Origin of the sequence: Paenibacillus sp. FSL R7-0204, assembly GCF_038002225.1 — a bacterium.
GTDB lineage: Bacteria > Bacillota > Bacilli > Paenibacillales > Paenibacillaceae > Paenibacillus_AQ.
Genome location: NZ_JBBOCA010000001.1, coordinates 276045 through 289182, shown reverse-complemented (window position 1 = coordinate 289182; position 13138 = coordinate 276045). Strand labels below are relative to the sequence as shown.

Annotated in this window: 12 protein-coding genes and 1 pseudogene; 3 read left to right on the top strand and 10 right to left on the bottom strand. The window is 38.2% G+C overall.

Features of this window, described 5'->3' with window-relative positions; genetic code table 11:
- Positions 1-403: 403 nt before the first annotated feature.
- From MKX42_RS33355 to MKX42_RS01365, 4 genes are all read right to left on the bottom strand, one after another.
- On the bottom strand, positions 404-1090 hold the full coding sequence (locus MKX42_RS33355; protein ID WP_445669290.1) for a CD3324 family protein: 687 nt from the start codon (positions 1088-1090) through the stop codon (positions 404-406).
- An 11-nt stretch (positions 1091-1101) separates the two neighbouring features.
- Entirely contained in the window at positions 1102-1806 is a 705-nt protein-coding gene (locus tag MKX42_RS01375) for a hypothetical protein (protein ID WP_340750616.1), read from the bottom strand.
- A 160-nt stretch (positions 1807-1966) separates the two neighbouring features.
- Positions 1967-2377: a hypothetical protein gene (locus MKX42_RS01370; protein ID WP_340750614.1), complete on the bottom strand. Its 411-nt coding sequence runs from the start codon at positions 2375-2377 to the stop codon at positions 1967-1969.
- Between the two features lie 100 nt (positions 2378-2477).
- Entirely contained in the window at positions 2478-2837 is a 360-nt protein-coding gene (locus MKX42_RS01365) for a hypothetical protein (protein WP_340750612.1), read from the bottom strand.
- 280 nt (positions 2838-3117) lie between these two features.
- Between MKX42_RS01365 and MKX42_RS01360 the strand changes: the two genes are divergently transcribed.
- Together MKX42_RS01360 and MKX42_RS01355 are read left to right on the top strand one after the other, a co-directional pair.
- Positions 3118-4014 (top strand): AraC family transcriptional regulator, encoded by an 897-nt coding sequence (locus MKX42_RS01360; protein ID WP_340750609.1) that lies wholly within the window; start codon positions 3118-3120, stop codon positions 4012-4014.
- A 133-nt stretch (positions 4015-4147) separates the two neighbouring features.
- Positions 4148-4876 carry an SDR family oxidoreductase gene (locus MKX42_RS01355; protein WP_340750607.1) on the top strand — a complete coding sequence of 243 codons (729 nt, stop codon included), beginning with the start codon at positions 4148-4150 and terminating at the stop codon, positions 4874-4876.
- Positions 4877-5141: 265 nt separating this feature from the next.
- Here the strand turns inward: MKX42_RS01355 and MKX42_RS01350 are convergent.
- From MKX42_RS01350 to MKX42_RS01340, 3 genes and pseudogenes are all read right to left on the bottom strand, one after another.
- Positions 5142-5864, bottom strand: a pseudogene (locus MKX42_RS01350) (formylglycine-generating enzyme family protein).
- A gap of 193 nt (positions 5865-6057) precedes the next feature.
- Entirely contained in the window at positions 6058-6405 is a 348-nt protein-coding gene (locus MKX42_RS01345) for a restriction endonuclease (protein WP_340750605.1), read from the bottom strand.
- A gap of 120 nt (positions 6406-6525) precedes the next feature.
- Positions 6526-6861 (bottom strand): helix-turn-helix domain-containing protein, encoded by a 336-nt coding sequence (locus MKX42_RS01340; RefSeq protein WP_340750603.1) that lies wholly within the window; start codon positions 6859-6861, stop codon positions 6526-6528.
- Between the two features lie 143 nt (positions 6862-7004).
- Between MKX42_RS01340 and MKX42_RS01335 the strand changes: the two genes are divergently transcribed.
- Entirely contained in the window at positions 7005-7322 is a 318-nt protein-coding gene (locus MKX42_RS01335) for a hypothetical protein (protein WP_340750601.1), read from the top strand.
- A gap of 488 nt (positions 7323-7810) precedes the next feature.
- Here MKX42_RS01335 and MKX42_RS01330 read toward each other — a convergent pair whose 3' ends face one another.
- The 3 genes from MKX42_RS01330 to MKX42_RS01320 all read right to left on the bottom strand — a co-directional run bounded on the left by MKX42_RS01330 (position 7811) and on the right by MKX42_RS01320 (position 12910).
- Positions 7811-9532, bottom strand: coding sequence for an AIPR family protein (locus MKX42_RS01330; RefSeq protein WP_340750600.1), 1722 nt, complete (start codon positions 9530-9532; stop codon positions 7811-7813).
- A gap of 318 nt (positions 9533-9850) precedes the next feature.
- Positions 9851-11230, bottom strand: a complete 1380-nt coding sequence (locus tag MKX42_RS01325) for a hypothetical protein (protein WP_340750598.1) — start codon at positions 11228-11230, stop codon at positions 9851-9853.
- A 162-nt stretch (positions 11231-11392) separates the two neighbouring features.
- Complete coding sequence (locus MKX42_RS01320; RefSeq protein ID WP_340750596.1) at positions 11393-12910, bottom strand: RNA-directed DNA polymerase; 1518 nt, start codon at positions 12908-12910, stop codon at positions 11393-11395.
- Positions 12911-13138: the final 228 nt, after the last annotated feature.

The window sequence follows — 13138 nt, the reverse complement described above, 5'->3', positions numbered from 1 at the left end:
TGCTCGCCCGGTCTTTGACCGGTACTTTCGTCGATACGCTTCTACACACAGATTTCGCCATGTGCAAGCATCCTAGCTACAAAGGTGGCTTGGTCCCTCCTTTGGTTGGACTTTCCCAACTAGATAATGCGTGACTCTGGACACGCAGGTGAAAACAAAGGGCGGCCTGGAAGGCACCCTGGGTTTGAGATTGTGGTATTTGTGGGGAATTGAATTATCTCGTTAACGGGGAAGGAAGGGAGTTAGAGATGGTTAAGGACGATGATATGAAGAGAGTAATGAGACAGGCGGGTGAGGTTTTAGAGGAGCTGTGTTGCTTTCCGCTTACTACTACTTATGGTACGATTCCCCGCGCTGTGGCAAGTTTTAGGGCCATCCTTTGCGAGATTACCCAATTTATGATTTATTTTACAAAAAATAGCACAGTTCCAAAATGATTCGTAAACCTCTTATAATCGGTAACCTCCCGCAACACGATAATGGTCGGGTACGAATTAACCTTGCGTTGGATCAGTCCCGCCAATATCTCCTTCTGTTCGGTACAGTAAAACTTCCCTTGATGATACTCAATGATAAGAGGCGGTAGAGCGGAATGATCTTCGGTTACATTCACATGGGAGTTACCGATATCGAATTCATCCCTTTGAATAAGACGCAATGGAAACTTTACGACCCCAAAATAGATTCGGTCTACAACGGCATTTTCTGTATGGACAGATGCGTTTTTAGAAAGCTGCCAGTAGCAATACATCCACTCTTCAAGTATCCCGCCATTCGCATATTCCACAGCCGACTCAATAGTCGGGGCATATGCTGCATAGTCAGCCTGTTTCTTCGAGTAAAGGATTTTTTTAATTGAATCCAAAGATAAGAAGTATTCGTCAGCAAGCTCCGACACGGTACGTCCATGGGCGTACTTGTTGCGAATCATACGATTTCTTCTCTGCAACTGCTCCCGGTAACCGGAGGCTGCACCCCAAGCTTTCTTTTCCTCTCCAGCGGGGATGTAAACAAGTTTACCTGAGGCGTACTTTTGAACTTCTCTCAATAGTTCCTCTGGAAGGATGTCGCTGCCATTCTCATATTTCATATTATCACCGTCTACAAAGCGTAAATTCGATCTTTTAGTTCGCTGATAGATTTCATCATACTTGTACACGATTCTGTATCGTCGATCGATGCGTGCCAGCGCAATCCATCTATCCCTTTATAATACGCCATACATAAGAACCTTTCCTTGAAGTCGGGAATGATGATTTTCCGATTCTTGCAGTACTCCATGAGAAGCTCCGGTATTCGCAGATAAGGCTTGTTTAAGTCCATGATTGCAAAATCGATCAGGCAGTCTCCAATGCCAGAGTAGCTCCAGTCGGGAAACCCCACCGTGGTTTTACCATCCGTAATCATGTTGATGAAAAACGTAAAGTTATTTACTAAATAACGTCTGCCCTCGCAATAAGGAATTCGAGCCTCCATCTCTTTGTAGTACTGCTCAAAGAAATCCCGTTGCAAAACCGTCGTTCCGAACATCTCCCTCCAATTATACCAATACCCTTCTTTGTCCTCAGCAAACGTGTCGATCAGAAAATCTCTACCACTCTCATATTCCGGTGTGCCATCCTCGTTGAACCGTCCATAGCCCCCTATTCCCGATATGTCAGACGTATGAATTTCAAATAGACTGTCAAATATCAGCTCGTGACAATCCTTGAATTGTTCGGGGCTTAATTGATCGGCCACGAACCCATTCGGGGTCATGTTGACCTTATCGGATAGCATGGACCGCAAAAAATCATCTTTACTCATCTTCTCATCTCCTTGACTTGATTCACAACTCACTGCCATCAGGTGCACATCTGATATGTAAAATCATAGCATTGGATAGATTTAGGGAATAGGCAATCAATGGCTTAAATCGACTTTACACAGGCTAAAAAACTTGCCCCTACTTATGGTGCATTCAGCTTCAGTTCAACTTGCTCCTAAAACACTCTGCTGTTTCATGAATTTCATCATTTTCTGAGAATAATCCTCGATCAATAAATAATTTTAATAATTCTGGAGCTACCTCTTGTGTCACTTCTAGTAATCTAATATATTGCCATTCGTCCGCCCAATCAATACTTCTATTAACAACTTCAGGATAGTATTGTGTCAACCACTTGTGTGGTATTTTCTTAATACCATCTCTTGCTAAAGTAATTACAGTTATGTTCTGACTCTCGCAAGCATAATTAACAAGAACCCCCAGCACGTTCATTCCAATTTCAGTTGGCATTTGGTCGAGGGTTTTTAGACTTTCATAGGCATCCGGTAGTACTTTGTTAAGCGCTTTGCGTAACTGTAACTCGTAGGGATCAACTAATTGGCTGTCCATTATTATTCACCTCCGTAATCCACTGGTAAGGCCTCACCGTAGATGTTCCAACTTCCATTCGTCTGCAGAACCAGCCACTTCTGACCACCTGCTGAGGAGACTATAGATTGTGATGAATCTCTCCGCTATTCGTCACATAAGCTGTTGATCGAAAGCCTGTTGCAAGCAATGAAATGTCGGTTAAACTTTCTATTTGCTTACGGCTTTGCAGGCTCCACACCGAGCCGTCATTTTTCAAATAGTATTGCCCCGTAACCAGTTTGATGTCGTTTTGCGTTGAATCAAATGTAGGAAGAGAACCATTGTACCATAAAATGAGTTCACCTTTACTGGAAATTCCATAGTCGTATAATTCGCTAAAAGCACGTTTAGCACTGTAAATTGCTGAGGCGCCAACGTTCACCTTCTGATAACCCGACGCTGCCCACGGTCGCTGAAGCCAGATCGTACCGTCGTCCATCAGAAGGGTGTCCATTTGAACGTCTTTAATGCGCGGGGAAACATCCGCCGCATCGGAACGCCTAGGAAAACTTGCTCGTTTGGAGATAAATGAACAAGTCGTTTGAGCTTTTCAGCAAAGTATTCTCGCCGCGTTCCAGTTATACTAAAAGGATAAGTGTTGAAACGTTTGTCAAGAAAATTATTCTACAGGTAAGCGCAGAATGGCATAACTGAAAGGATGATTAAAAAATGGAAACTAGAGCAATCGCAGGTACAAGTAGAGCGGGACGTCCATGACTATGAGATCAAGCAAAATGGTCAAGGTGCCTAATGAACTGGTAAAGTTTCCGAATAAAAAAGGGAGCTTGAAGCTGGATGGGATGTCCGCTATCGAAATCTGCTTTTACACGCAAGGCATAAAAGGAACCTTTTTTTTGCAGGATCATCTTCTGCTAATCGTCAAGTCGGGTGTCTATACAGTTCGCTTCGGTGATCAAGAATATACGATGCGGAGCAACGAAATGATGTTTATTCATAAATCAATGGGAGTCGAGTACGAGAAAGCGGGTGAACCCGATTCCGATTACATCCTCGACTATATGATGTTTTTTCTGAACGAGAAGATAGTAGATGAATTCCTGAAATTCGCCGGTTTAAAACCAATTTGTCTCGTGAATGATGTTGTTCCGATAACAGTCTTTCCGATCAATGACCGCCTTGGAAGCTATATCGAGTCGTTACAACCCTATTTCGAGCACCCTGACGAAGTCAAAGAAGGACTGGTACGTGTGAAACTGATGGAATTGCTGTTTCACATAGCAGATTCGAATGATCGTTTGTTGCATCAAATGATGCAACCCATAAGCAAGGACAGAAGCAGCATCACAAAGATCATGGAGGAGAACTTCATGAACCCCGTTTCCCTTAACGACCTGGCCTATTTGTCTGGCAGAAGCCTGGCGGCGTTCAAGAGGGATTTTCAAGCAATATACAACACCTCCCCGCTCAAATGGGTTCGCAATCGAAGGCTGGATAAAGCCAAGGAACTGTTAGCGGAAACAGCGTTATCTGTTACGGATATCTGTTTTTCGACCGGATTCGAAAATATCGCTCACTTTTCCAAAGTATTCAAGGAAAGATTCGGACTTCCACCGTCAGAGTTTAGACGTCAGCAGAGGTTGAAGAAGGATGCCTAAAGAGGCTAAAAAATGAGCTAAATAAACAAATAGAATGAGCTTGTAGGCAAAGAAATGTATTCGTCCCCTTGATATTCTTAACTCATGCGGTAAACGCAGCCGTATTAAAACAAGAATGTAGGGAGGCAATTTTATGAATAAATCTAAGATCGTATTAATTACAGGTGCAAACAAAGGTATCGGTTTTGAGACAGCAAGACAATTGGGAAATATGGGGTATAAGATTTTAATAGGAGCAAGAAGCGAAAATAAAGGACATGAGGCCGTAACGTTATTGGAAAAGGAGAACATTAAAGCTAAAACAGTGGTTCTTGATGTCACGAACCCCAGCTCTGTTCTCTCCGCAGCAGAATGGATTGAGCAAGAGTATGGATTGCTTGATATCTTGATTAATAATGCAGGCGTGTTTTTCGAAGAAAACACCACTCCAAGTGAACTGGAATTGTCTGTTCTCAAGAGTACCTATGAGACAAACGTTTTCGGTGTATTTTCTGTCACTAAAGCAATGCTTCCACTGCTCAGAAATTCATCTGCCGGAAGAATCGTTAATCTTTCCAGCGCATTAGGTTCCTCAACCTTGAATTCAGACTCAACGTCGGAATTTTATAATGCGAATTCGCTCGCCTACAATAGTTCTAAAACGGCTGTAAATGCTTTAACCGTTTCCTTAGCTAAAGACTTAAGCGATTCTCCTATTAAAATCAACTCCGTTTGCCCTGGATTTACAGCTACCGATCTAAATGGTAATAGTGGCTATCGTACAGTCGAACAAGCAGCTTCCATTGTAGTGGAGCTTGCCACAATACTTAGTGATGGCCCAACTGGTGGATTTTTTGATGAGCATGGAGTTGTGGCTTGGTAAAACAGAAAAGCCAATCAGAATTCTGACTGGCCAGATAATTAGGAATGAGGGACCGGGTCGCCTGCAGCCGCACATGTGGACGCGGTCCACCTCGGCCAATGGCCGCGAAATATCAGAAGTGGCTTCCGATTTCTATAAATTGATTTTCGCCGTCACTTATGGTATGGTTCTCCGCGCTGTCTGTAACGGCAAGTTGAGGATCATCCTTGCAGAATGGTATTCATGATGAATTTAAGTCAATTTCGGCATGCTTGATGTCACGTTCTCAAGGTTTTGTAAGTGCTATTCTAAAACCAAGATCATCTATCTTGAGATCGGGCATGCTTTTCCTTCTACTGGTAGAACCACAGTTGTTCTCAACTTCAGCCCAGCTACCTCCCCGGAAGACTCTATAGTTCCCATATCGTTCAGTATCATATAGATCCCAGCACCATTCCCAAACGTTCCCAATCATATCAAAAAGTCACCATGGATTAGGAAGCAGTTGTCCTACTTGATGAACGGAGTCATTGGAGTTTTCTTGATACCATGCAATTTGATCAATTCTTGCATATCGGTATCCCGTAGTTCCCGCTTTGCACGCATATTGCCATTCAGCGTCTGACAGTAATCGAAAGCCATTTGCTGTCTTGCTATATATCGTGTTCTCACTTTCATTTGTGAATATGTAGCATTCCGTCCTTCCAAGCATTCTGGACAATTCATTACAAAAGACAAGCGAGTCCATCCACGAAACTTCCGTAATTGGCAGATTATTCACATTCGGTTCTACTTCTTCTTCATACATGACAAAATGATACAACTGCTGGGTTACCGGATACTTCATTACATGGAAAGGTTCGATCGTTTCAGTCCATGTAATAGCTTTTTTATTACTTCCAGGATCTGATAACCTGTAGTCAGAGCTAAACCATTTATTTGTGTTAATATAATCGCGTAATTCAATGGTCCCCCCCTTTACCGGCACCATCAAATTGATTAAATCCATTAGAAACCGCTCTCTGTCACTTCCGTATTTTTCGATAATCTTATTGACCTCCCTTGCTCATTTATCGCCAGAAAGTTTCATTTATTAACTGTATTATCCTGTTTAATAGCTCTGAAATGTACCAACAAAAAACTTGCCCCTACTTATGGTACGTTTCTCCGCGATGGCTGAAGCGGCAAGTTGTGCATACTAGTTAAAGCGACATTTTTTTATTAAAGATATTTTTGTTACGCCTATATAGCCTTGGTCTTTCGACAGGCTTCGCATCTGCTGTAGGATCGGAAGTAGTGACCAGCAAAGATAGAAAGCAGTCATGATTTCTTTTAGCGCCTACCAGTTCACGAACCGTCATAACCTGTACTTTATTGTGGTCAGCATAACATTTGGCTTGAACCGCAGTTCTCTCGCCACGTTTATCAATAATGACCAAATCCACACCACCATCCCTACCTCCTACTCCTACTTCTTTAACACTATACCCTTGATCCCTGAAGTACAGAGACCACAACCGCTCAAACTCAGCACCATTGATTTTGTCCAAAGGTGTTCTTAAAAGTATATCGTCAGGTCTTAAACTACTGCAAAAAGCACAAACCAATGGCTTGCGCTTTTGTTTCTAACGATCTTTTTTGCCCTGAGAGGCTTGCTTCATAATTATTCTTTATAATAATTCCTTCAGTACATTTTTAGCCACACGTAATTTCTCATCATTGGCCTCACGGAGCATGCCTACAATATCCTGAATATCACGCTCTGCTGCGGTAACCATGAACTCTTCACCCTGGTACGCAAATAACTGAATAATACTCACTTCAAGCGATTCTGCAATCTTATGTAAATTCAATAAAGAAACGTTCTTCTCCCCACGTTCGATCTGCCCTATGTATGAAAAATGAAATCCGCCCTTCTCCCCAAGCGCCTCTTGTGACAGTGCCCGCTCTTTCCGAAGAGCACGTATCCGAGCTCCTACCTGCTTCAATATTTCCTTATCCATCACCGTATTCACCTCTCCATGTCCAAAGTGTAGACAAGTTTCCTAAAGGTAAACACCAATTAATAGATATTATTATTTATTATAATACTTATAGGTATTATAATAGGTGTAATACTTTTCCAAATATGCTATGGGAGGCTTTCACTATGGAAAGAAGCTTGCAAGAGAAAATCAACGACTATACAAGTCTAGCCCGTTATCACATGAAATTAGCTCATATTATGAGAAATCACAAACAATACAAGACAGAGTTCGGCTCAGAGATATCATTAAATGATCTGTTACTCCTGATACATACCGACTATCATCCTGGGCTTGAGATTGTGGTGTTTGTGGGTGAACTGAATTATCTCGTTAACGGGGAGGGGAAGGAGTTAGAGATGATAACGGACGAGGATATGAAGAGAGTGATGAGACGGGCGGGTGAGGTTTTGGAGGAGTTGTGTTTGAGGATGGGGATGTAATAGGCCTTAAAGGCCCATACACAGCCTGGAGAGGCTAGCGTCATCCTCCGCTCATACAATGGTCGGCAGTTTCTCAGGATGCTTTTGCAACTATGTGCATGGGCAAGGATTAGTCCCTGATTCATGAACAGATTCCGCCTCTACAGAAGTAATCCTTTGCTCTACATATTGAGGATATTTTTAAAGGCACCTCGATGGGCGCCTTTTTATTAGTGAAAAATTTTATTAATTACTAACATTATCGTTCAGGATCTCTTTTCGAATTTTAATTGAGATCTCAATAATCTATGAATATCAAATTCGTCAACATTGTCTGTAGGAAAATCCGGACTATCCGATGATGAGACATATTTCGCTCCAATGAACGTCCAGGTCTCGCCGTTTTAGATATAGCCCTCAGGAATCCGACTTTAAATAGTACACGCTATAACGGCTAGTGAATTCACATAAAAGGCGCACTCGCAAAATTTGCGAAATGCGCCTTTTAATCAGACGGTTTCCTTTTTTAATTCTTGTAACTTATCAACTAACTCTTTATTTAGGCTTATTCTTTTTGTTGTTTCTGTATCATTAATATCTTCTACAACTTCTTCAATAATAGAAGTCAGTTCTTTGAATATATCAAGTAGGTTACTGTTATACAAAATTTTATTAATTTCTTCTGAAAGTTTATTAACTTTTTTAGAGTTAAACGGCGGAACTTTCTCATTATTCGTATAATTTTTAAGCATCATTAATATGTGATATTTAAATTTCCGGTATTTTGAATCTAAATTTTTATTTCTAAAATAAAACTCTAATTTATATAAAGCATAAGAGCTAGTATAGTATGGTAAAAGTTCATGGTCTTCTAAAAAAGCTACATCTCTTAGTTCTTCTAACAATTGACCATAAAACCTACTAGCAAGATGAGGTTTGTCAAGAAACATTGACGCGAAACTTCTCACTTGTGAGGATATAGTAACAATTCTCACTCTTTCTATTCCAGAGTCAGAATCATATTGCTTGGATCTTCTTTCATAAAATAAACGTTTTTTAGGATCATCAATAGTATTGTAAAAAAGCTCAAGATTTTTTTGAAAATCACTCAGCGCCATTAACTCTTCTTTCTTCACTTCTGTTTGACTATTATTTGCAATAATAATATCATTTATCACTTCGTCATTCGCAGGGACGATTATCTTGATCGGTAAAGAAATATCTTTATTCACAATGTCTCTATTATTATAGATAACATGAGATGTTTGACACCCATTAACAATTTGATAGTCTTCTAAAGAAAAGTCATTTCTAGCTACTGTCAGACTTTTTGTAACTATTGTAATTCCATTGTTAAGAACTGCTAGCCTTCCAGATTTACTAGAACGCAAAGTTTTTTCAATACTCACATTAACGTCATTTTCTCCTTGAAAATCTCTCACATTATCATAAAAAATCCCTCTTTTAATATTGCCTAAATCATCGATTATTATATTTAAAAATTCTTTTAATTCCAAAGTTCCAATATACGATTCTTGAACCCCATCAATGTCCGGAATCAATACCTTGTTTTGAAATTTTATCGTTGCACTAACTCTTTCCTGTGTTTCTCTGTAATATTTTTGAATTTCTTTAGCTCCTAGTGTAGAAAAGGAAATTTCTTTAAATAAACTTAAATTCTCAATGTCCTCCTGTATTTTAGAAATCCTTGACAACAAGTTTTGATCATCTAACCATTTACCAGTTGTAACATAAAACATCTTGCATGTTATTTTTTTCACTTTTGCAGCTATACTGATAATTTTTTCAACTAATAATGCCTTCTTCTGAATAAAATCATTTCTTACTAGTGTTGGATTTTCCGAAAAAAAGTCGACTACACCGTCTCCAAAAGTTCTCATTTCCCCACCATCAAAGGAAGCAGAAGTCTTTGATTGTACTAAAATAATATTAACTTCAGATATAATACCAGAACGTTCTAATATATCATCAATTTCTTCTAGAGTATTTACTAAAACACCACTAAAAATAATTGCTAGTCCATCTATTCCACAATCTCCTCCTTCTCCACCAACTACATCATCAAGTTCAAATTTTTCACTATGATGCTTAGATAAGATTGAATAAGTGGCGAACATTTCAAACAATTTACTTTGATCTTTGGTTTCCAATTCCATTACTTTAGAGAAATCATCTATCAAACTCTTAGTTATTCTATCCACTTTGTTCACCCATAAGCCCATTTTTAACTAAATTATAATTCGTTAAGAATACCAAGTCTACCAAGATACTTTATATCACTTGATACTTCCTTTTTAGCCGTCATTTATGATACGGTTCACCGCGCTGTCTTTAGCGGCAAGTTTAAAGGCCATCCTAAAGTGGAGGGATTTAAATCACAATACCTTTTCTGCTCCTTGACCGCTCTCGGTAAGTTCATATTCGACATGCAGCGGTACGTTTGGATAAAAAGTATTCCAGCTTCGTAACTTAAAGGGACAATTTTTAACAACTATCAATAATTCACCTCTTAAAATATTCAAATATGCTTAAATATAAACAGTAGCTAAGCTATACCAGCATACTACTAACTTGATAACCATAATGATAAAACTACCTATAGCATAGGACGAATAACATACAGATAAAAGAATAACGGTTACCTGTATGAGACGCTTTCTTAAACGAATCCAAAATAGGCCCTTGTTAATGCCTTTTGAACTCCAACTGGACGGCATAAACATTAGCCTGTCCCATAAATCATTACCTACAATCCTAAGCCAGGTAATTTCATAAGGCAAAATGCGTCTACCAAAAGCCCTTATATAATTATACCGATTCAGTAACAAGAAATAAGTTCTTATAAAGTATGTCCCATAAATCTTTATATCTTTTTCTGTCCCTTTACTCGACTCCATGGAGATGATCTCGGTATGGAACTCATTCCAGTTTTCTTCCTTTTTATGCTCAACAAGTTTATCAATTCTTATACCTTTTCGTGATGGAATATCATCCTCGATAAAGTTGATTTCATCTACTTTATAATGATTATCATAGAATATTACCTTACCTACAATATTTTTTATATCATAGCCAGTAGTGTTCAGAATGCGTACTTCACGCAAAACTCTCCACTTGCCATTATATAAAAAGTCATCATCAAATACTTTAGTTGATATGGGTGTCTTTTCTTTTGATTCATATATTTTGGGCCGGTAACTCTCTTTTATTTCTTCATTAAATTTAGAATCGCTAATCCTTAGTACTATAACTATAAAACCAATTAAAATAGAGTATAAAATTAAACCCACTAAATTCTCAAATAAGATAATGCTACTGGAATTTAATACATCTTTTATAAGAACAGGTTGCCAAATATATAACAATATTAATAAAATAGGAATTAAAAAAAGTTTGAAAACTTTATTGTTTATTTGAATTGCTCTTCTTTTATTTTTTTCATTGCTCGTTCTTAAATTCAATTCCGGGTAATGCTTATTTAATTCCATAGAATCAGTTGCTAGATCTTGAATAAGATCTTCCCAAAACAGCATTTGTATAGGGAATTTATGTTCCGTTTTTCGTTGTTCAGATAGCATACGTATGTCTCTCTGGAATTTGGCATCGCGAGATGCTGTTGTTGCTATGTAGTATATGTCTAAATAAGGAACAAAATTTTCAGCTTTTAAAACCTCTGAGACTACAACTTTTAAGTTTATTTTACCTTCTATTAGTTTGCACTGCACGCCCGCCTTTCTTCCTAGATCATCATTGCCATAAATATCAACACCGTGTTGAACTTGTCCCTTTCTTCCAATTCTACTCAAATTTTTATTTCCCCAGCGTATCCGTAAGCAACTAGCGACTATATCCTCAAATTCATTCCATTCTCTTGGAGCTGGTATTGATGAGTTTGCCATTGTTGGCATTGCCTCTTCCTCTCCCTCCGCGGTTCGTTGTATATTGTTTTATTTAATTTATTTTCAAAAGCAAATTAAGGGAGATCCATTTTCTGGCCTCCCCTAATTGATTTTTACTTAATCTATAATTATGAATTCCTTATGTTTTTCTGATAAAGGTTCTTAGTTATACTAATAGTCTATTGTTTCATCTTGGTCAAGTGTATCGTTCCCAACATTGTCAGTAGTATCTTCTGCATCTCTTGTTTCTTCAGCAATTAAAGGAGCAGGTATCAACGGGGTAACACCTCTGTAAAACTCAACATTGTTTGCTTTCAACGTTCCGAAAAATCCATCGCTCGAAACATAATCTCGTCCACTTGCTGAGGGTAGCCATCCTTTAACATAAGCTTCATAAGCTAAAAGCCAGTTGTCGGTATATAATTCACTACTCTTCATTATAGATTTCCACTTTCTATTATCTAAACCTCTTGGTATCAAGTTACTATTGAGCAAATCTAGTGCCGCTAAAGCAACTACATTATCATCAGATTTTGAAATTTCTATTGCGGCGCTTTCCTTAACTTCGATGTTAAGCAATTTGCTCATCCAGAGACACCAAGCAACCTCATTGTCATAATTAAATTTCACACTATTCATGATTATTTCTGTAATTGTGTCTGAAATGAGAGATGTATTTATTATATGACCTTCATCTTTTCGTTTATAAAAAATTAATGCAGCAATGGGTATTACACTGGGCTCTGCAATCACGGAATTTAATATTAAGCTTTCGTACAAAGACCAATTTTCATTTTTTATCTCTATATTTTTAATTCTTGATAAGGCATATTTCAACACACGATCATTAGTATACGTTTTTGAGTAATCAAATGCGAGGCTAAAATATCCGATAAGGTCTGTATGTTGGCCTTTAACTGTTTCCCTAATATTATAATTCCTTAATTCCGAAACCCATTTTTGTTCCAATGATACGGGAAGTTCTTCAATAAAAGTTTTATTAGGGTTCAATTCAAGTTCAAAATCTTTCATAATGCTATGGAGAGTACTTAAAGCAAATTCAGCCTCGGGTTTAGAACTAAAGTAAAGATAGTAGTCATCCATATATCTAAACCCTTTAATATCGCCCAGTCTACTTCTTAATTTCACATCCATTGACGTTGCAATAATTTCTGCAATGATTAATGATGTATCTGGTCCCACCGGGATGCCTAAAGTTTGACCATCCATAGAGTTTCTAACACGTTTGTCCAGTAAGTTTCCATATAAGGCATCTTTTCTGTTGATTTTTGCTACTTCTTTTGTATGCAAAGCCCACGGAATACTATGGGTATATATAGTTGGGTAAAAACGAGAAATGTCTGTTCGCAACACATACCTTACACTCGTCGAATCTAATGCCTGCTGAACCGGAATATACGAATAATGACGTAAACGTGAGACAGCTCTTTTGGAATCTTGCAAAATAACTGGTTTTGTAAGAGTCATATTCGTATTAGACAAGAATCCATCAATAGTATTCCAGTTATCTTCAATAGCGTTGCATAGCTTAATCTGAAGTAATGGATTAGGAATGCTCAACATTCTTCGAAGGTGCTTAACTCTAGGTATTGAGTGCTTAGTGGCACTTGCTGGTTTATCAGGATAGTTACTTATATTTTGAATAATGGTATTAAGTGTATCTGCCAAAGTCTCTGTAGAAAATATCCTTTTCTGATTAAAGAATCTACTGTGAGCATTAGGAGACCTCTTTCACGGTTATTTTTTGCAGAAATCAATTAGGGCGTATTAAATTAAGCATTAAAGCAACGATGTAATTAATTCTGTCTAAACCAGTATTGATAATCAAAAATTCATTTCTTCATTTGCATAGTAAATTATAGGGTAATTTTAACTTGAATATCCGAAAAATGGAAG

Coding starts and splice junctions, on each gene's coding strand:
- MKX42_RS33355 (WP_445669290.1), bottom strand. CDS start 1,090: ATGAAATATGAGAATGGCAGCGACATCCTTCCAGAGGAACTATTGAGA.
- MKX42_RS01375 (WP_340750616.1), bottom strand. CDS start 1,806: ATGAGTAAAGATGATTTTTTGCGGTCCATGCTATCCGATAAGGTCAAC.
- MKX42_RS01370 (WP_340750614.1), bottom strand. CDS start 2,377: ATGGACAGCCAATTAGTTGATCCCTACGAGTTACAGTTACGCAAAGCG.
- MKX42_RS01365 (WP_340750612.1), bottom strand. CDS start 2,837: ATGGACGACGGTACGATCTGGCTTCAGCGACCGTGGGCAGCGTCGGGT.
- MKX42_RS01360 (WP_340750609.1), top strand. CDS start 3,118: ATGAGATCAAGCAAAATGGTCAAGGTGCCTAATGAACTGGTAAAGTTT.
- MKX42_RS01355 (WP_340750607.1), top strand. CDS start 4,148: ATGAATAAATCTAAGATCGTATTAATTACAGGTGCAAACAAAGGTATC.
- MKX42_RS01335 (WP_340750601.1), top strand. CDS start 7,005: ATGGAAAGAAGCTTGCAAGAGAAAATCAACGACTATACAAGTCTAGCC.
- MKX42_RS01325 (WP_340750598.1), bottom strand. CDS start 11,230: ATGCCAACAATGGCAAACTCATCAATACCAGCTCCAAGAGAATGGAAT.